Genomic DNA, 18,682 nt, shown 5'->3' with positions numbered 1-18,682 from the left:
ACAAAACCATGACCCAAAGCGCAGGATTACGTTTTCGCCAAGCTCTTGCTAAGGCTAAACCGTTACAAATCATTGGCACCACCAATGCCTATTTTGCCTTGATGGCAGAGCAAACTGGCTTCCAAGCCTTGTATCTTTCTGGCGCTGGCGTTGCCAATGCTTCATACGGTTTGCCTGACTTAGGTATGACCTCGATGAACGACGTGCTGATCGATGCAGGTCGTATCACCTCAGCCACACAAGTGCCTTTACTGGTCGATATCGATACTGGCTGGGGCGGCGCATTCAACATTGCTCGCACCATCAAAGAGTTTGAGAAAGTTGGCGTCGCCGCTGTGCACATGGAAGACCAAGTGTCGCAAAAGCGTTGCGGCCACAGACCTAACAAAGCGGTCGTGAGCATAGAAGAAATGGTCGATCGCATTAAAGCGGCCGTCGATGCCCGCACCGATCCTAACTTTGTGATCATGGCGCGTACGGATGCGGTTGCCGTTGAAGGCTTAGAAGCGGGTATCGAACGTGCGCAAGCGTATATTGCCGCCGGCGCTGACATGATCTTCGCCGAAGCCTTAACTGAGCTAGACCAATATCGCCACTTTAAAGCGCAAGTCAAAGCACCGATTTTGGCCAATATGACTGAATTTGGCCAAACTCAATTGTTCAATAAAGAAGAACTCGCCGAGGCGGGTGCCGACATGGTGCTCTATCCACTGGGTACGTTCCGTGCAGCCAACCAAGCGGCGCTGAACGTGATGCAAGCGCTGATGAATGATGGTCATCAACGTAACGTGCTCGACACTATGCAGACCCGTAAAGACTTGTATCAATACTTGGGCTACCACGCCTTTGAAGACAAGTTAGATCAACTGTTTAGCCAAGATAAATAACCGACAAGCTGCCGCCCTACATCAGCAGCCTTAACCAATAAACGCCAGTGCTCGGCGCTGGCAATAATCAAATAGCGTTAACGGAAGGATTACATTATGTCAGAAGGTAAAAAGTTAAGCGGCGCAGGACTACGTGGCCAGAGCGCAGGCGAAACCGCATTAAGCACAGTGGGCGTGTCAGGCTCGGGCCTCACTTACCGCGGTTATGATGTGAAAGATCTCGGTGAAAATGCCACCTTCGAAGAAGTCGCCTATCTCATTCTTTACGGCGAGTTGCCCACTCAAGCCCAGCTTGATGCCTACAAAACCAAACTCAAAGGCCTTCGCGGTCTGCCACAAGCCTTAAAAGAAGTGTTAGAGCGCATTCCTGCAGACACTCATCCTATGGATGTGATGCGTACTGGTTGCTCTATGCTGGGCAATTTAGAAGCCGAGCACAACTTTAGCGAACAGAGTGAAATCACCGATCGCCTATTAGCTGCCTTCCCATCAATCATCTGTTACTGGTATCGCTTTAGTCACGATGGTGTGCGTATCGACACTGAAACCGATGACGACCAAATTGGCGCGCACTTCCTGCATTTATTACACGGTAAAGCGCCGTCTGAACTGCATGCAAAAGTGATGGACGTATCCTTGATTCTTTATGCAGAACATGAGTTTAACGCATCAACCTTTACAGCGCGTGTCTGTGCTTCCACCCTGTCAGACATGCATTCGTGCGTCACTGGTGCCATTGGTTCACTGCGCGGCCCGCTGCATGGCGGCGCAAACGAAGCGGCGATGGAACTGATCCAAGACATGAAAGACGAAGCCGATGCGCGCGACATCTTAATGGGTAAACTCGAGCGTAAAGATAAGATCATGGGCTTCGGCCATGCGATTTACCGCGACAGCGATCCACGTAATGCCATCATCAAAGAATGGTCAGAAAAACTGGCGGCAGCCAACGGTGACGACCGTCTATACCGCGTATCAGTTGCCTGTGAAGCTCTGATGTGGGAACAGAAAAAACTCTTCTGTAATGCTGACTTTTTCCACGCCAGCGCGTACCACTACATGGATATTCCGACTAAATTGTTCACGCCTATCTTCGTGTGTTCACGGGTAACGGGCTGGGCGGCGCACGTGATGGAGCAACGCTCTAACAACCGCATCATCCGCCCGAGTGCCGATTATGTGGGCGTAGCGCCACGCAAAGTCGTCCCCATTGCCAACCGTTAAGCCAAGCTAACGACTCTGGCGCGAGACTTCTGTTAAAGGTCTGTCTCGCGCCAACTTCATTTTCCGAAATGGATGATGTTATGAACACAGCTATGAATACCCAATATCGCAAGCCCTTACCCGGCACCAAACTCGATTATTTCGACACCCGCGAAGCCATAGAAGCGATCGCTCCAGGCTCTTACGCTAAGCTACCTTATACCTCGCGCGTGCTGGCTGAAAACTTAGTCCGTCGCTGCGATCCGGCCGTTTTGACCGACTCGCTAAAACAAATTATCGAATTTAAGCAAGAACTTGATTTCCCTTGGTTTCCTGCCCGCGTGGTCTGCCACGACATTTTGGGGCAAACCGCCTTAGTTGACCTTGCAGGCCTGCGTGATGCGATTGCGGCAAAAGGTGGCGACCCCGCTAAAGTGAACCCAGTTGTGCCAACCCAGCTGATTGTGGATCACTCACTCGCTGTCGAATTTGGTGGTTTTGATAAAGACGCCTTCGCCAAAAACCGCGCCATTGAGGACAGACGCAACGAAGACAGATTCCACTTTATTGATTGGACGCAAAAAGCCTTTAAAAACATTGATGTTATCCCTCAGGGTAACGGCATCATGCACCAAATTAACTTAGAGCGTATGTCGCCTGTGGTGCATTCACGCAATGGCGTGGCCTTCCCTGATACCTTAGTTGGCACCGACAGCCACACGCCGCACGTTGATGCACTGGGCGTTATCGCCATAGGTGTCGGCGGCTTAGAAGCCGAAAGCGTCATGCTAGGGCGCGCATCCTATATGCGTCTACCGGACATTATCGGTGTCGAGCTCACGGGCAGACCGCAGCCTGGCATTACAGCTACCGATATCGTATTGGCCTTGACCGAATTTTTACGCGCACAAAAAGTTGTCTCTTCTTACTTAGAGTTCTTCGGTGAAGGCGCAGCGGCGCTGACACTCGGCGATCGCGCCACCATTTCGAACATGACGCCTGAATTTGGCGCCACCGCCGCCATGTTCTATATCGATCAGCAAACGCTGGATTATTTGACCTTAACCGGCCGCGAAGCCGAGCAAGTCAAACTGGTTGAAACCTATGCAAAAACTGCAGGTTTATGGGCCGACAGCTTGACCGAAGTGCACTATCCACGGGTACTGCGTTTTGATTTATCCTCGGTGGTGCGCACGATTGCAGGGCCATCAAACCCACATGCACGGGTGCCAACATCAGAGCTTGCTGAGCGCGGAATTAGCGGCGTAGTCGAAAACGAACCCGGCTTAATGCCCGATGGCGCAGTGATTATCGCGGCGATTACCAGCTGCACTAACACCAGTAACCCTCGCAACGTGATTGCCGCGGGTCTGATTGCCCGCAAAGCCAACGCCAAAGGCTTAAGTCGCAAACCTTGGGTCAAAACCTCACTCGCTCCCGGATCAAAAGCGGTGCAGTTGTATTTGGAAGAAGCCAAGTTATTGCCTGAGCTTGAACAGCTCGGTTTTGGCATTGTTGGTTTTGCCTGCACGACATGTAACGGCATGAGCGGCGCGCTGGATCCTGTGATTCAAAAAGAAGTGATCGACCGCGACTTGTACGCCACCGCTGTGTTATCGGGTAACCGCAACTTTGATGGCCGTATTCATCCCTATGCCAAACAAGCCTTTTTGGCCTCGCCGCCATTGGTCGTCGCCTACGCGATAGCTGGCACCATACGTTTCGATATCGAAAAGGATGTGCTGGGATTAGATCATGATGGCAATCCAGTCAAACTTATCGACATTTGGCCATCGGATGAAGAAATCGATGCCGTGATTGCGACCAGCGTTAAACCTGAGCAGTTCCGCAAAGTGTACGAGCCTATGTTCGATTTAGCCGTCGATTACGGCGAGCAAATTAGCCCGCTGTACGATTGGCGTCCGCAATCTACTTATATTCGCCGCCCTCCTTACTGGGAAGGCGCATTGGCGGGTGAACGCGCACTCAAGGGCATGCGACCACTAGCGGTGCTGGGTGACAACATCACCACAGACCATTTATCGCCGTCTAACGCCATTATGCTCGACAGCGCCGCGGGCGAATACCTGCACAAGATGGGCTTACCTGAGGAAGACTTTAACTCCTACGCCACCCACAGGGGCGATCACTTAACCGCCCAACGCGCAACCTTTGCCAATCCCAAGCTTAAAAACGAGATGGCAATCGTTGACGGTAAAGTGCAACAAGGTTCACTGACGCGTATCGAGCCCGAAGGCCAAGTGACCCGCATGTGGGAAGCGATTGAAACCTATATGGAACGTAAGCAGCCGCTGATCATCATAGCAGGCGCAGACTACGGCCAAGGTTCGTCCCGCGACTGGGCCGCCAAAGGCGTGCGTTTAGCGGGCGTTGAGGCCATTGTTGCCGAAGGTTTCGAGCGCATTCATCGCACTAACTTAGTGGGTATGGGCGTGTTACCGCTGGAATTTAAAGCCGGCGACAACCGCGCGACTTACACCATCGATGGCACCGAAGTGTTCGATGTCCTCGGCACGCCAGCACCACGAGCGGATTTGACCGTCGTTATCACCCGTAAAAACGGTGAGCGCATCGAAGTGCCAGTAACCTGTCGTCTCGATACCGCCGAAGAAGTCTCAATCTACGAGGCGGGCGGCGTATTGCAACGCTTCGCGCAGGACTTTCTCGAATCGAATCAGGCTTAAATCGAATCAGGCTTGAGTCGAGTCTTGAATCAAGGCTCGGCTCAAGTAAAACGCGAATATCAGCTAAAGATAAGCTAGCTAAACCGAGCGCCAATAACTTCCCCAATTAAGTTACTGGCGCTCATTTGGATTCCATTGGGAGTCCTTTTGGAGTCAATCTATGAATGCTTCAACAACCCACGCGCCACAAATCAAAATCGCTGCGACCTATATGCGCGGCGGCACCAGTAAAGGCGTGTTTTTCCGTCTGCAGGATTTGCCGAAAGCCGCACAAGTTGCTGGCCCTGCCCGTGATGCGCTACTGCTGCGAGTGATTGGCAGCCCAGACGCTTACGGCAAACAAATCGATGGCATGGGCGGCGCCACCTCAAGCACCAGTAAAACTGTGATCCTCTCCCCTAGCACTCAAACCGATCACGATGTCGATTACCTGTTCGGCCAAGTGGCCATCGATAAACCCTTTGTCGATTGGAGTGGTAACTGCGGCAACTTAACCGCCGCCGTCGGTGCCTTTGCCATCAGTAATGGCTTAATTGATACGGCCCGCATTCCACAAAATGGCGTCTGCACTGTGCGTATTTGGCAAGCCAACATAGGCAAAACCATTATCGCTCATGTGCCCATCACCAAGGGTGAAGTGCAAGAAACCGGTGATTTTGAGCTCGATGGTGTGACCTTTCCCGCGGCTGAAGTGCAAATCGAATTTATGAACCCGGCTGCAGACGAAGATGCCAATTCTAACGGAGGGAGTGGCAGCATGTTCCCGACGGGCAATGTTGTCGATGTGCTAGAAGTGCCGGGTATTGGCAGCTTTAAGGCCACTATGATTAACGCTGGCATTCCCACCATTTTTATCAATGCTGAGGACTTAGGCTACACAGGCACTGAGCTGCAGGATGATATTAATAGCGACACAGCGGCACTGGCAAAATTCGAAACCATTCGCGCCTATGGCGCAGTGCGTATGGGCTTGATTTCACATATAGATGAAGCCATTACACGCCAACATACGCCCAAGGTTGCCATTGTTGCTAAACCCAAAGCCTATGTGTCATCGAGCGGCAAACCCGTCAATATCGATGATATCGACTTGCTCGTGCGCGCCCTGTCGATGGGCAAACTGCACCACGCCATGATGGGTACGGCAGCAGTGGCAATTGGCACAGCAGCAGCGATCCCAGGCACCTTAGTTAACTTAGCCGCTGGCGGCGACACTAAGGACAAAATAGATGCGGTGCGCTTTGGTCATCCCTCTGGCACCTTGCGCGTTGGCGCTGAGGCGTCAATGGTCAACGGTGAATGGACAGTCGTCAAAGCCATTATGAGCCGCAGCGCTCGGGTGCTGATGGAAGGTTTTGTGCGCGTGCCCGCTGCGTAACTTTATCTAAGTAAAACAGTTCAACCAAAGACCTTGCTTCTCCCCCTTCCGGCAAGGTCTTTTTCTATTCGCCCTCGTGATTTTAGTGACCCCACGCACTGGTTTTCGCTGCATTTGTCGCAGCATCATATGTTGGCCTATCTTAAACAGTGCTAAGCTTCTTAAGCTTAAACACGGGAAAAAAAGCTCGTCATAACCAGCACAAAGACACTGAAACAGTATATTTAAGCTATCGCATGATCGGTGATAGAATCGCGCCCATCGATTTTGGTTATTTTTAAACCAAGTCAGTTATTTAAACTAAATTTTTACAACAAAATGGCATTTAAGGTCTAGGCTAAGAACTAAACTAAATAGAAACCTAATCAGGATGGGGCCGTTTTTTGGTAGGGGAAAATTTGAGTCAACTAATCCACAGGCTTGTGCTAAGCGCGCTTTGTATCCTAAGTTTGTGGGGGATATCGTGCAATGGATTAACGCAACCCTTGAGTGCGGCTTTTACACAGCTTAAATTTGAACATATTCGCAGTGAAGATGGTCTCAACCAGAATACAATTACCAGCCTGTTTATGGACAGTGCTGGCATGTTGTGGATTGGCACTCAAGATGGTTTGCATGCCTATAATGGTCATAACTTCAATATTTTCACCCACTCACCCAACGATCCTAACAGTATTTCTGAAAGTTATGTCTCTGACATTATTCAAGATTCAGAAGGCTATATTTGGGTTTCCACATTCAGCCAAGGGGTCAATCGACTCGATTTGAGTACAGGGACCTTTGAGCACTTTGGCCAAGAACAAGGTCTGACCGATCCCCGCACCACCAAACTCAGCATAGTGGGTAATACACTCTGGATTGGTACTAAAGCAGGACTATTTTCCCTATCGACCAAAACCAAACGCATTACCCAAGTGAGTTTAGGTAATAGCGTCGAGCCCTATATCACTAGCTTAGCCAATGTTGAAAACACTTACCTGCTGGCAGGTACCCAAGATAGCGGCACCTTTGCCGTCAGTGCAAATACCATCACTCGCTTAAACGTGCCGCAAAATGTTACTGCCTATCAAATTAAAGCGAACTCAGCCTACTCGATCACCTTAGCCCTAGGTGGACAACTATGGCACTACAACTTGGCCTCGCAGCAGGGCGAAATCCTCTGGCAGACTGACGATAACGTGCCTTACATTAAGGATTTTATCCAAACCGAACAGGGTGATTTTTGGATCGTCGGGCCTGAAGCGGGTCTCATTCAACTCGAGAGAAACGATAAAACATTCACTGCGACCTATCATAGGTATGATTCTAAGCGCACCAACAGTATCAGTGAAAATAACATACTGAGTGTACTACAAGATCCCTTTGGCAACTTATGGCTAGGCGCCAGTTATTCGGGATTAGATAAAATTAATACCCGTCGCCAGTATTTTCAGCATATTTTCGAATACACCGCAGAGCTGTCGCAACAGAGCAACAATATTCGCACCTTATTCCGCAGCAAAGATGATGCCCTCTGGATAGGCACTGAAGGCGCAGGGCTTAAGCGCATGTTAGCTAACGGTAAATATGAGCACTATACGGAGCGATTTGCTAACGCCTTAGGGGTGCATCAACGCAATTTAAACCTCACCCTGCGAGATATTGCCCAAGACAAAGCGGGCGTGCTCTGGTTTGCCACTAACTATGGACTTGGTCGGCTATCGCCAGAGGGAGATTTCCAATTACTCAAGGTCTCAGCAAGTACAGACCAAGGCTCTGAAGCCAATTACATCCGAAGTTTAGAAATTGATGATCAAGGCCATCTCTGGGTCGCAACGACCCACGCCCTCTATCGCAAGGCTATCGATACCGATGAATTTACTTTTATCTCATTGGCACATATTGATAATTTCCATCCGGCACAAAACCAGTTTTTAATCCTAAGAGCGCACAAAGATACGCTTTGGATAGGCACACTCGATGGCCTGCTGAAACTGGATATGAAAACGGGCATAGGTAAATCTTACTTCCACCAATCCTCAGATAAAAAAAGTCTAATTAACAACCGTGTCCGCGATATTTTGGTGACTCAGGCGGGTGAGGTGTGGTTCGCCACCCATGGCGGGATCAGTAAGTTACCCTCACAAGATGCCGATGCAGGCTTTACTCATTACACCCGCGAGCAGGGATTACCAAGCGATACTATTTACGCCTTACTTGAGGACCAAGAACATAATATTTGGTTTAGCAGCAATGCCGGCATAGGCAAACTTGACCCTAAAACCAATCGCGTCATCATATTCAACGAACAGGAAGGATTGCAGGCACTGGAGTTTAACGGCGGCGTAAAACTCCAGGACAGCGATGGTGATCTTTGGTTTGGTGGCATTAATGGCATCAATCGTTTCAATCCAGAGTCGATTCCAGATCAACGACCCGATGTTAAAGTCGCGCTCACTGGCTATAGCATTGCGGGAAAAGGCCATACGATTCTCGATTTAAGCCGCCCCCCTAGCATAGTGATGGACTATAGCGATCAGCTAATCAGTTTTGAGGTGACCTCATTGGATTTCAGCTACACGGGTAGAAACCGTTTCAGCTATTATCTCGAAGGGTTTGATAACAGATGGCATGAGCTACCCACAGGCAATGAAATCACCTTCACTAACATCAATCCTGGCCATTACCGATTACATGTTCGTCATGGGCTGCAATACAACTCAGAAGGTGCCTACGCGCTGCTTGTCGATCTGAATGTACAAGCCCCCTTCTATCGCACTCAATTCGCCTACGTCCTTTATTTCTTACTCACTTTAGGACTGCTGGCTTGGGTCATTCTCTGGCGTAAAAAGAAACATCAAATACAACGTGAATTTGAAACCAGCATTCGCGCCTCAGAGGAGCGGCTAAAACTGGCACTTTGGGCGTCTGGCGATGGCATGTGGGACTGGAACATACCCGAAAACCAAGTCTATCGTACCAATATGGACTCTTCGATTCCCCATTGGAACAGCAGCAATATTGTCCATGAGAGCATGCACTCTGAAGACAGAGAGAGATTCAAACTTGAGCTAAACGAGCACCTTCAAGGCCGCTCGCCTTTCTTCGAAGCCGAGTACCGTGTCGAACGCTCACCGGGTAATTGGGTGTGGATTTTAGACCGTGGCAAAGTGGTTGAAAAAGATAGCCTAGATAACCCAATCCGCATGACAGGGACTAACCGTAATATTACCTCTCGTAAGCTGATTGAGAACGAGCTGGTATTGTCCTCGCAAGTGCTCAACAGTATGAATGAAGCGGTTGTCGTTGCGGGCCTAGACTATCGCATTCGCTCGGTTAACCCTGCCTTTTGTGCCATTACTGGCTACACAGAGCGCCAAATCACCGACAGGCATTTCATTCATTTAGCCTTTGGGCGCCAACAGCGTGAATTGTTCAATACAATTGAACAACAGCTACTGCGCCATAAACATTGGGTCGGGGAACTGTGGATCCGCAATAAACAACGGCAGGCGATTTTAGTCTGGCTTGAGATCAACCAAGTTATCGATATTAAAGGTGAAACCAGTCACTTCGTCGCGGTATTTACCGATATCACACAGCGGAAAAAAGCCGAAGAAGATCTGCGTTTCCTCGCCAGTTTCGACACCTTAACGGGCCTGCCTAACCGGACCTTATTCCAAGACAGGCTCAATCACGCGATTACCCAAGCGCATAGAGCGAATAATATCGTCGCCTTACTGTTTTTAGATCTCGACCGCTTTAAACATATCAACGACTCCATGGGTCACCATGTCGGCGATTTACTGCTCAAAGCCGTTGCCAGAAGACTGCAAAATGCAGTGCGCGATGGCGATACGGTCGCACGCCTAGGCGGTGATGAATTTACCATTATTTTAGAAGGGGTGGCGAAAACCAAAGCCGCTACTTTGATCTCAGAAAAAGTGCTCAGAGCATTCCAAACGCCCTTTTTATTAGACGATAAAACGCTGACCATTTCGACCTCTATCGGTATCAGTCTCTATCCAAACGATGCCGACAACGCCGACTCGCTGATTAAATTTGCCGATACTGCCATGTACCACGCAAAATCATCAGGCAGGAATAACTTCCAGTTTTATACTTCTAAGTTAAATGAAATTGCCACGCGCCATGTGCAACTCGAAAGTGGGTTAAAACAGGCGATTCAACGCAACGAGTTGAGCTTAGTTTATCAGCCTAAGTTCTGTTTAAAAGATGCTTCGCTGACTGGGATAGAAGCGCTTTTACGTTGGCATCACACTGAACTTGGCCCCATTTCCCCCGTCGAGTTTATTCCGCTGGCGGAAGAAACCGGCATCATCACCCAAATTGGCCATTGGGTGATCAATCAAGCCTGCCAGCAATTAGCCGAATGGAACAGCTTAGGATTCAATGGTATCACTGTCGCCGTTAACCTATCGGCGCGCCAACTTAAGGCTGATATTATCTCCACCATAGAAGTGGCCTTGGCAGTTTCTGGTCTACCAGCACAATCCCTTGAGCTTGAACTGACAGAGTCGATGATCATGGGCAATCCGCAGGAGTCGGTCAGTATTTTGTCAAAACTCAAGGCCCTAGGCTTAACCATAGCGGTGGATGATTTTGGGACGGGTTATTCGAGCCTGAGTTATCTCAAACGCTTCCCGATAGACACGCTGAAAATTGATCGAGAGTTCGTCAGAGACATCACCAATGATCCCGACGATGCGGCCATCACCAGCGCGATTATCGCCCTCGCCCACAGTTTAGACCTCAACGTTGTCGCCGAAGGCGTAGAGACCCAAGAACAACTCAACTTCTTGGCGATGCAGGGTTGCGATCAAGTACAAGGTTTCTTACTCAGTAAACCCTTAAGTGCTGCAGACTTTTTAACTTTACTCAAGAATCACTCTAAGCCACAGCCGATTTGATTTGAGGCGAAGCCTACAAATGTCATCGCAAAATTCAGCCAATAAAAAAGGCTCCTAGGAGCCTTTAAACATCACCACAAATTCCTTACTTTGCTAAACGTTCAACACGCTTAACCCAGCCTTCAGGACCTTGAATGTGGCCCTTTTGGATTTCGGTATACAGTTTGTAGATGCGCTGAATATGCTCGCCCACTTCACCATTACCAACTGTGACTATGTGGCCATCTTCAAAAATGTAGGAACCCACGGCTGAAACCACGGCTGCCGTACCAAAACCACCCGCCTCGATAATTTCACCCGATTCGATATCGGCGATAAATTGATCAAGCATGACAGTCTCTTGGCGCACTTCACATCCGAGCATCTCACCCAATTCCATAATGGATTGCGAGGTGATCGACTTCAAAATAGTGTCTGTGAAGGTTGGAATAATCACAGTGCCATCTTTCAGAATGTGGAAATGATTCATCGCGCCCGCTTCTTCAATCTGTTGATTGGTCGAATCGAGATATAACACTTGCGATGCACCAAAGGCTGCCGCCGCTTTACCCGCACGCAACGAAGCCGCATAGTTACCCGCGGCTTTTGAGGCGCCAGTGCCACCCGATACTGCACGATGGAAAGTTTTGCTGATCAGTAAGCGTATGCCTTTGTTCACGCCAGCCGCATAATAAGCGCCACTTGGGCTTAACACGACACAGAAGGTATAACGCGAACTTGGGCTCACAGAGAGGCGGTCTTCGGTCGCAAAAATAAAAGGACGAATATACAGACACGCGCCTTCTTGCATCGGGAACCAGAGGCGATCGACATCGATCAACGCATTGATCGCATCCATCTGCATTTGTTCATCGATATTGGGAATACAGACGATATCGGCGGAGCGATTCATCCGCTCGGCATTCTTATTAATGCGGAAAGTATAAATCTCGCCATCTTCGTGCATAAAGGCTTTCGCGCCTTCGAAGATCGACTGGCCATAATGCAACGCCATTGCACCCGGTGCCATTTCAAATGGTCCATAAGGAACGATGCGCGGATCGCACCATTGTCCATCATGATAATCCATCAAAAACATATGATCGGTTCTGAGGCTACCAAAGCCCACATTCCCCTCGGGCTTGAATTGCTCAGTACGGCGCTCGGACGCAGGTTTTAAATTGTAAGTTATTTCCATCGCATACCACCTTGATTACTGAACAAGCAGACTAGGGAGCGACAGGAATAAAGTCAAGAGGGGCGCGCATATCTATACCCAAACAATCTGAAGATGCAGGATTCAGCGGCTGATGTTAACGGAATGGTAACGCACTTTAGGCAAGGCCCTTTATTGCTCCTGCATAAATGGCATTCACGCCATCCATGGCGATTGCGGTTATTTGCGGACCTAGTGGGCTAAGTTAAAAATAACCAACACAGCATAAAGTGCATTAAAACCCGCCGGGACGGAGCGCCTAGGGAACTCCACTTCCGTGTTGCATCAATTCAAAAGGTGACCGACATTCTGTCATTGATGCGCCTTGAATTGAAGCACCCTAGGCGCTCTGAAACTCGTATCTTCAGGTAGCTTGGGTATAAAGGTCTAAGCAATAAAAAACTCGCTAACATGCTTGGCTCAGCCTTTCACACTGTCTTAGATACTAGATAAAACAATCAGCATTGGGTCACGCATAATGCCAATGGCAAGTATTTTTGCCACAATGGGGTCGAACTCCCGATGAGATAAACCTATGTCTGACTATAAGATGATCCCCTGTGAGCACTACGATTACCTCGAACTTGCCTGCCTGCGCGGTTATCAACTCAAGATTGAGTTGATTGATGGCACGCAGTGCCAAGGTCAAGCCATCACCACGCAGACCAGAGCCGACAAAACCGAGTGGCTTGTTATCCAGCAGCAACAAAATAAACAATCTCTTAGGCTCGACCATATCGTCGCTATCACGCCTGTCGATGTGAATGCTGAATTTGGCAGGGTGCTGATTGCCACTAAACAAGGTTAGCGAGGACAACACATGGCAAAGATAATGTTAGCGGTTGAAATCGGTCACTGGACTGGTGGGCATAATGGCCAATATCCCCAGCTGATTGAGTTTGATACGGCGCATCTTGATAGACCCTTTCAGGTTAGCGATGGTTGGGGGCATGGTTTAGGTGGCGCGGCTTACTCACTCGCACAATTTATCAACACGCCTTATTACCTAAAGCTCAAAACTGAGGCTCCTTGGGCGTTTGCCATTATCGAACAGGGCTTAGCGCAACAGAATATTGATGCGATCGCCGCGGCACTCTCAATGCAATATGTGGATCATCCACCGCTTGTGCCTAAACATTTAATGGAATACTTATTAGGTTAAAGCTGAAAGATTTAGCTAGAAGAGAGTGAACGTGATGAACAATGCAGGTTTAGATAGCGAGGTGTATTGCGGAAAAGCTTCACCGAGTCATGACACTCGGTGACAGGATTCTAAACTGGACGAAAAATAGCTCCGCGCTTAAACAGCGACCGCCGCTATTACAGACACTTCAACCAAATATTCCGGCTCAGCAATAGCAGCTTGCACGCAAGCGCGGGCTGGCGCATGGCCTTTAGGCACCCAAGCATCCCATACGGCATTCATCGCATAGTAATCACCCATGTCTTTCAGATAGATAGTCGCTGACAACAAATGCTCACGCGAACTCCCCGCCTGCGCCAACAAGGTATCGACTTCTTCAAGCATAGTGACGGTTTGCTCAGTGATATCTTGATACTTATCCTTCGCCACTTGGCCACACAGATACACAGTACCTTGATGAGTGACTATGCTGCTCATGCGGGTGCCAACGTCTAAACGGGTAATGCTCATATTGATCATCTCTTAAATCAGTACATTGAAATAAAGGGTTCAGCTCAAACCGAATAGGCCATTTTAACGATAAACAGGCGTTATGTCTGCGGTACTAACTTAGGCCAAGGCGAATAGAAGCGCGCCATCAAGGCAAATAAACCGAGACCACAGCTCACCACGGCCAACCACACTAACGGCGTCGCCACGTCTAAATTCACTAATTGGAATCCAATCAGGGCCGAACACGCCGCGATTAACGCAAAGGGCAACTGAGTCACCACGTGGTCATGGGGAGCGCAACCTGAACTGGTCGCACTGAGCACGCTGGTATCTGAAATGGGCGAGCAGTGATCGCCAAAAACTGACCCCGCCATCACAGCGCTCAATACTGGTAACAACAGATGAGGATCAAGGTTATGAGCAATCTCAGCACCAATCGGGATCATAATCGCAAATGTGCCCCAACTCGAGCCCGTCGCAAAAGCCATTATCGCGCAGAGTAAAAACATTCCCGCCACCAGCAAGTGTGGAGAAAGATAAGATTTAGCCCAAGCGGCCAACAATTTCGCCACGCCAAGATCTTGGATAACAGCGCCAATCATCCAAGTGCAGAGCAAAATTGCAATAGCAAAGGCGATCATGCGCACACCGTGGCTCAAATCCCCCACTAACGCCGTTAAGCGTCGCCCAGACAAGCCCAACATAATCAGAGTGACCAAGGTCGCCAACAAACAAGCATCGCGCATAGAGGCGCCAATATCGGCCTTAGCCAGCCAGAGCGACACATCCCAAGAAGAGACCTGCTGGGCACCAGACCACAAAGTTAATCCCACCGAAGCCAATAACAGAGTCAGCATAGGAATAGCGAGTAGCCAAGGATTGCCCTTGGCCTCGACTGTACTAGAAGATTCCACCACGGTAGCGGCGACAAAAGAGCGAAAACCCACGCCATACCAAGCGACAAGCACGGACAAACCTAAGGTCACTATGGCGTAAAAATTAAATAAAGCCACATCGATAAAGGCTTCCAGCGGTGACACGGGCAAAAAGCTGATCCCCGCAATCAGAGCCATCACATAGGGGCCCCAGCTAGAGAAAGGCAATAGCGCACACAGAGGTGAAGCGTTGGAATCGACCAAATAGGCGAGCTGCTCATGACGAATGCCATAACGCTGGCTCAATGGCTGACAAACATGGCCGACGGCAAGGCAACTGAAAATTCCATCAATAAACACTAACCAACCAAGGAAAACGACGCCCAGACGTGCCTGACGTTCAGTGCGGATACGGCTATAAAGCCAATCACCAAACTGACCCACGGCGCCGCCACGTGCTAATAACTGCGTCATGCTGCCTAGCAGCAACATGGCCAATAGCACATTGAGGTGCCACGCTTGCCAAGCACCTTGGGCATAGAATTGTTTAACGCCGATATCAAGCAAATACCGCCCAGTTTGCAGTGGGTCAAATTGGGCGAGCAATAGCGCGCCAGAGACGATGCCGACGCCTAACGCCACCAGTGTACGACGTAAAAACAGGGCTAAGGTTAAGGTCAACAGTAGCGGGAGTATGGCGAGCAGACTAGGCGACATGGACCATTCCGATAAAAAATAAAACCAAGAATACTAACGAGTTAATAACAAATGCAAAAAAACTTAATTTAGAACCCAGTAATAGGGTGTTTTTTGACCAAACGACAAGAATCGCTATTCCTTAAGTTCTAGGCACTGCTAGAATCACAGTCCCATCCAGAAACCATAGGACTCTCCAGATGAGCCTTGAATTACTGTCCAAACTGGAAACCAAAATCCAGGCTGCACTCGAAACGATCGAGCTTCTAAAAATGGAGCTTGAAGAAGAGAAGCAAAAAGCGTCTACGCTGAGTGAGCACAATCAACAATTGAATGCGCAAAACCAGCAACTACAAGAAGAACTCACTTCTTGGAACGAAAAAGTGACTGGCCTTGTTGGCTTGTTAAACAGCGAAATCTAAACAGCCTTTGTTTGATGATGCTGCGCTTCGATCAGTTCGTTCAATTCTAAAATAGCCTGCTTCACTTTTGGCAGGCTTTTTCTTGGCAGCAAAAACCGTCCCTTCTCAAATTCCAATCGTCCTAAGTCTTTAACCCAAATAACACCAGTGAGAAAAATACGCGCATGCTTAACGATAAGCTTAGGTGCGTAGACAGGAAAAACTCTCATATGACCACCTACAAGCATTCTTGTTGTTATTGATTACAGTTGTTTGACAGAAGCTTTACCACTTGAGTTTCATCGTTAGCGTGCTTTTTTTCATAATTTATTGCCAAAAACAGTTAATCATCTGATTTAGTTAACTTATCAATTTGCCACGCTGTAACCCAAATAAACAAAACGCCATAATAATGTCACTTGCCATTTTTTTGACGCTCTGCTAAATTAACAGCGTTACTCAGGGTAAAAATGAGTCCTCTGGCTCAAGTCCGTACTTTCTTTTACAAGAAGTACGGTTTTTTTTGCCTATTTTTTGCCTCGCTTTTATTCAATAAGTTCAAGCGACTAACCTCAAAATCGCCTAGTCTGCGCCGTACCGCAATAAAAAAGGAGCCCTCAGGCTCCTTTCAAACTCAGTATATTCAGCATTATTACAAACCCGCATGACAGTGATGTGATAACGCCATAAAACTATTTTTTGGTTAAGTAGAAAGCGATATCTAACAGTTCGTCGTAGGATTTAATCGCGCCAGTCTCAACACGATACTTACCGTTAACGACAAGAGCAGGTACGCCTGTCAGCTTAGCGTTTTCAGTATCACGCTTCATTTTCGCCATTTGCGCCTTCACCATGAAAGATTCTGCCGCCGCATCGAAGGTTTTACCATCGACACCGTTAGCCACGAAAAGGGCACGAATATCGGCAAGGTTAGTAAAGTGTTCTTTTTTCTCATGAATGGCAGAGAATAACGCCGCATCCATTTTTTCATCGACATTTAACTGATGTGCAACAGCAAATGCGCGTGACATTTCAACGCCCATTTCTTTACCAATAAAATCAACGTGTGCTTGGTTAAACGCTACACCTTCTGGCTTTTCGGCGAGAATTTTTGGCACAACTGTTTTAGAGAAATTAAAGCAGTGTGGGCAATAGAAAGAGAAAAACTCGGTGATCTCAGGCTTAGCGGTTGCTGGGCCATCGTTAATCACTGTGTAATGCACACCTTCTTGGTATTCCACAGCCGATACAGCCAGTGGCGCCAGTAATAAAGCCGCGGCCATAAGTAATACTTTTTTCATGAACATTCCTTAAATCATTTTTGATAAATTGGCTGGAGACTAACATATTCCATTTTTTGAGTGTAACTCAAGCTTAAGAGTTCAATCTAATGTCACAAGATACGTCTGTGACATTAGATTTTGCTCAATACTAATAAGGCACTAGGCTCAGTGGTGGCTCGCCAAGAGCAAAAAGTTGCTCCTTAAATGCCAAGATCTGCTGTTCCCAATACTTTTCATCCCCAAACCAAGGGAAGTTCATCGGGAAAGCTGGATCGTCCCAGCGACGACCAATCCACGCGTTGTAGTGCACCATACGCAGCGCCCGCAGCGGTTCAATCAAGGCTAACTGTCTGGTATCAAACTCACAAAACTCTTCATAGGCTTCGAGTAATATCTCGAGCTGCATCAACTGCTGCGCTCTATCACCCGTTAACATCATCCATAAATCTTGAATTGCTGGCCCCATACGCGCATCGTCTAAATCGACGAATCCGGGACCGTCTGGCGTCCACAAAATATTGCCTGGGTGTAAATCGCCATGCAAACGAATGGCCGCAAAATCTTGGCGCTCCCAAATCGCATTCGCCTTAGCCAACACCTGCTCTACTACGGTAAAGAACGGTAAGCGTAGGCTGTTAGGCACCAGATTGGATTGCTTTAACCACGCGAGCGGCTCGGCGCCTAAAATCTGCGGATTCAAGGGTTCACGTTCAGTAAATACCGTTTGCGCCGCGTACTGATGTATACGACCGATGAATCGACCAACTAATTCCAGCTGTTCTAAATTATCGACTTCAAAGGCACGGCCACCCAAGGAAGGAAACAAGGTAAATCGATAACCTTGATACTTGTGTAACGTATGACCTTCGATGATCACAGGTACCGCAATCGGGATATCTTCTGCCGCAAGTGCGAGCGCATAATCATGCTCCTCTTGGATCTGCGCGTCGCTCCAACGGTCGGGTCGATAGAACTTCACCACATAACGCAGCCCTTCATCGCTGCGAAACTGATAGACGCGGTTCTCGTAGCTGTTCAGCGCAAGCAGGCCTGTTTCCGGGTACACGCCCAAACTTTCGATCGCATCTAAGATCAAATCCGGCGTTAGGGCTTGAAAATGGAACTCAGCGCCGCTAGAACTCGTGGTTGGTGGCGTCATATTCTGACTCATATTCAGTTCACTCTTAGGTGAGGTTGCAGCAAAGTGGCTAAGTATTCCAGCACCTCAAAATCGGCTTCTCGTTCGGTCGAGAGCCAGCAAATGTTGCCGTAAAACTCATAATTGAGCCATAACTGGCTGCCTTCAAATTCTAATAACCATTGATGCCTGTCGGCGCCCCACTGACGCTCGCGCACAGTGCAATCGAGCGCCGCGGCTAAGGGTTCGGCAAAGTCGGCGAAACGATCAAAATCGATATCCGCACTGACCGCTAAACTTAAGGCGCTTCTATCTAAGCGAATGGTATCTAAGCTAATGGCTTTTAGATGCGTGCTTGGTAATTTCATGCTTGTT

At 48.6% G+C, this 18,682-nt stretch carries 15 protein-coding genes; 8 read left to right on the top strand and 7 right to left on the bottom strand.

The genetic code is table 11. The features are described 5' to 3' along the window. Positions 1-8: 8 nt before the first annotated feature. The 5 genes from prpB (at position 9) to Q4Q57_RS14505 (ending at position 11,083) form a co-directional block, all read left to right on the top strand. Complete coding sequence (gene prpB / locus Q4Q57_RS14525; protein WP_311891214.1) at positions 9-887, top strand: methylisocitrate lyase; 879 nt, start codon at positions 9-11, stop codon at positions 885-887. Between the two features lie 96 nt (positions 888-983). Further along, positions 984-2,111 (top strand): 2-methylcitrate synthase, encoded by a 1,128-nt coding sequence (gene prpC, locus Q4Q57_RS14520; protein ID WP_220591338.1) that lies wholly within the window; start codon positions 984-986, stop codon positions 2,109-2,111. A gap of 80 nt (positions 2,112-2,191) precedes the next feature. Further along, positions 2,192-4,795 (top strand): Fe/S-dependent 2-methylisocitrate dehydratase AcnD, encoded by a 2,604-nt coding sequence (gene acnD, locus Q4Q57_RS14515; protein WP_311891213.1) that lies wholly within the window; start codon positions 2,192-2,194, stop codon positions 4,793-4,795. Positions 4,796-4,955: 160 nt separating this feature from the next. After that, positions 4,956-6,173 carry a 2-methylaconitate cis-trans isomerase PrpF gene (gene prpF, locus Q4Q57_RS14510; RefSeq protein ID WP_311891212.1) on the top strand — a complete coding sequence of 406 codons (1,218 nt, stop codon included), beginning with the start codon at positions 4,956-4,958 and terminating at the stop codon, positions 6,171-6,173. 383 nt (positions 6,174-6,556) lie between these two features. After that, on the top strand, positions 6,557-11,083 hold the full coding sequence (locus tag Q4Q57_RS14505) for an EAL domain-containing protein (protein ID WP_311891211.1): 4,527 nt from the start codon (positions 6,557-6,559) through the stop codon (positions 11,081-11,083). Between the two features lie 85 nt (positions 11,084-11,168). On the opposite strand, the gene Q4Q57_RS14500 is transcribed toward Q4Q57_RS14505, so the two are convergent. Then, entirely contained in the window at positions 11,169-12,260 is a 1,092-nt protein-coding gene (locus tag Q4Q57_RS14500) for a branched-chain amino acid aminotransferase (protein WP_311891210.1), read from the bottom strand. A 553-nt stretch (positions 12,261-12,813) separates the two neighbouring features. Between Q4Q57_RS14500 and Q4Q57_RS14495 the strand changes: the two genes are divergently transcribed. After that, positions 12,814-13,086 carry a Rho-binding antiterminator gene (locus Q4Q57_RS14495; protein ID WP_259483672.1) on the top strand — a complete coding sequence of 91 codons (273 nt, stop codon included), beginning with the start codon at positions 12,814-12,816 and terminating at the stop codon, positions 13,084-13,086. Between the two features lie 12 nt (positions 13,087-13,098). Further along, a complete protein-coding gene (locus Q4Q57_RS14490; RefSeq protein WP_259483671.1) occupies positions 13,099-13,440 on the top strand; it encodes a hypothetical protein in 342 nt (113 codons plus the stop codon). Positions 13,441-13,578: 138 nt separating this feature from the next. Here Q4Q57_RS14490 and Q4Q57_RS14485 read toward each other — a convergent pair whose 3' ends face one another. Further along, positions 13,579-13,932, bottom strand: coding sequence for a RidA family protein (locus Q4Q57_RS14485; protein ID WP_311891209.1), 354 nt, complete (start codon positions 13,930-13,932; stop codon positions 13,579-13,581). 80 nt (positions 13,933-14,012) lie between these two features. Then, complete coding sequence (locus Q4Q57_RS14480) at positions 14,013-15,506, bottom strand: Na+/H+ antiporter NhaC family protein (protein WP_311891208.1); 1,494 nt, start codon at positions 15,504-15,506, stop codon at positions 14,013-14,015. 179 nt (positions 15,507-15,685) lie between these two features. Here Q4Q57_RS14480 and Q4Q57_RS14475 point away from each other — a divergent pair, with 179 nt between their 5' ends. Continuing rightward, positions 15,686-15,907 carry a cell division protein ZapB gene (locus tag Q4Q57_RS14475; RefSeq protein ID WP_006083484.1) on the top strand — a complete coding sequence of 74 codons (222 nt, stop codon included), beginning with the start codon at positions 15,686-15,688 and terminating at the stop codon, positions 15,905-15,907. On the opposite strand, the gene Q4Q57_RS14470 is transcribed toward Q4Q57_RS14475, so the two are convergent. The 4 genes from Q4Q57_RS14470 to Q4Q57_RS14455 all read right to left on the bottom strand — a co-directional run bounded on the left by Q4Q57_RS14470 (position 15,904) and on the right by Q4Q57_RS14455 (position 18,675). Beyond that, positions 15,904-16,116: a DUF1107 domain-containing protein gene (locus Q4Q57_RS14470; protein ID WP_106649149.1), complete on the bottom strand. Its 213-nt coding sequence runs from the start codon at positions 16,114-16,116 to the stop codon at positions 15,904-15,906. The two genes, Q4Q57_RS14475 and Q4Q57_RS14470, sit on opposite strands and share 4 nt — an antisense overlap. A 462-nt stretch (positions 16,117-16,578) precedes the next feature. Then, complete coding sequence (locus tag Q4Q57_RS14465) at positions 16,579-17,187, bottom strand: thiol:disulfide interchange protein DsbA/DsbL (protein ID WP_311891207.1); 609 nt, start codon at positions 17,185-17,187, stop codon at positions 16,579-16,581. 130 nt (positions 17,188-17,317) lie between these two features. Continuing rightward, a complete protein-coding gene (locus tag Q4Q57_RS14460) occupies positions 17,318-18,340 on the bottom strand; it encodes a serine/threonine protein kinase (RefSeq protein ID WP_311891206.1) in 1,023 nt (340 codons plus the stop codon). 2 nt (positions 18,341-18,342) lie between these two features. Further along, positions 18,343-18,675, bottom strand: coding sequence for a DUF3630 family protein (locus tag Q4Q57_RS14455; RefSeq protein WP_071940629.1), 333 nt, complete (start codon positions 18,673-18,675; stop codon positions 18,343-18,345). Positions 18,676-18,682 lie beyond the last annotated feature (7 nt).

Source organism: Shewanella sp. SP2S2-6 (genome assembly GCF_031931965.1).
In the GTDB taxonomy this organism is placed as follows: domain Bacteria; phylum Pseudomonadota; class Gammaproteobacteria; order Enterobacterales; family Shewanellaceae; genus Shewanella; species Shewanella baltica.
This window is presented reverse-complemented; position numbering and strand designations above follow the sequence as displayed.

What these genes read in the sequence shown, in the direction of transcription:
- prpB (WP_311891214.1), top strand. Translation starts at nt 9, where the DNA reads ATGACCCAAAGCGCAGGATTACGTTTTCGCCAAGCTCTTGCTAAGGCT.
- prpC (WP_220591338.1), top strand. Translation starts at nt 984, where the DNA reads ATGTCAGAAGGTAAAAAGTTAAGCGGCGCAGGACTACGTGGCCAGAGC.
- acnD (WP_311891213.1), top strand. Translation starts at nt 2,192, where the DNA reads ATGAACACAGCTATGAATACCCAATATCGCAAGCCCTTACCCGGCACC.
- prpF (WP_311891212.1), top strand. Translation starts at nt 4,956, where the DNA reads ATGAATGCTTCAACAACCCACGCGCCACAAATCAAAATCGCTGCGACC.
- Q4Q57_RS14500 (WP_311891210.1), bottom strand. Translation starts at nt 12,260, where the DNA reads ATGGAAATAACTTACAATTTAAAACCTGCGTCCGAGCGCCGTACTGAG.
- Q4Q57_RS14495 (WP_259483672.1), top strand. Translation starts at nt 12,814, where the DNA reads ATGTCTGACTATAAGATGATCCCCTGTGAGCACTACGATTACCTCGAA.
- Q4Q57_RS14490 (WP_259483671.1), top strand. Translation starts at nt 13,099, where the DNA reads ATGGCAAAGATAATGTTAGCGGTTGAAATCGGTCACTGGACTGGTGGG.
- Q4Q57_RS14485 (WP_311891209.1), bottom strand. Translation starts at nt 13,932, where the DNA reads ATGAGCATTACCCGTTTAGACGTTGGCACCCGCATGAGCAGCATAGTC.
- Q4Q57_RS14480 (WP_311891208.1), bottom strand. Translation starts at nt 15,506, where the DNA reads ATGTCGCCTAGTCTGCTCGCCATACTCCCGCTACTGTTGACCTTAACC.
- Q4Q57_RS14475 (WP_006083484.1), top strand. Translation starts at nt 15,686, where the DNA reads ATGAGCCTTGAATTACTGTCCAAACTGGAAACCAAAATCCAGGCTGCA.
- Q4Q57_RS14470 (WP_106649149.1), bottom strand. Translation starts at nt 16,116, where the DNA reads ATGAGAGTTTTTCCTGTCTACGCACCTAAGCTTATCGTTAAGCATGCG.
- Q4Q57_RS14465 (WP_311891207.1), bottom strand. Translation starts at nt 17,187, where the DNA reads ATGAAAAAAGTATTACTTATGGCCGCGGCTTTATTACTGGCGCCACTG.
- Q4Q57_RS14460 (WP_311891206.1), bottom strand. Translation starts at nt 18,340, where the DNA reads ATGAGTCAGAATATGACGCCACCAACCACGAGTTCTAGCGGCGCTGAG.
- Q4Q57_RS14455 (WP_071940629.1), bottom strand. Translation starts at nt 18,675, where the DNA reads ATGAAATTACCAAGCACGCATCTAAAAGCCATTAGCTTAGATACCATT.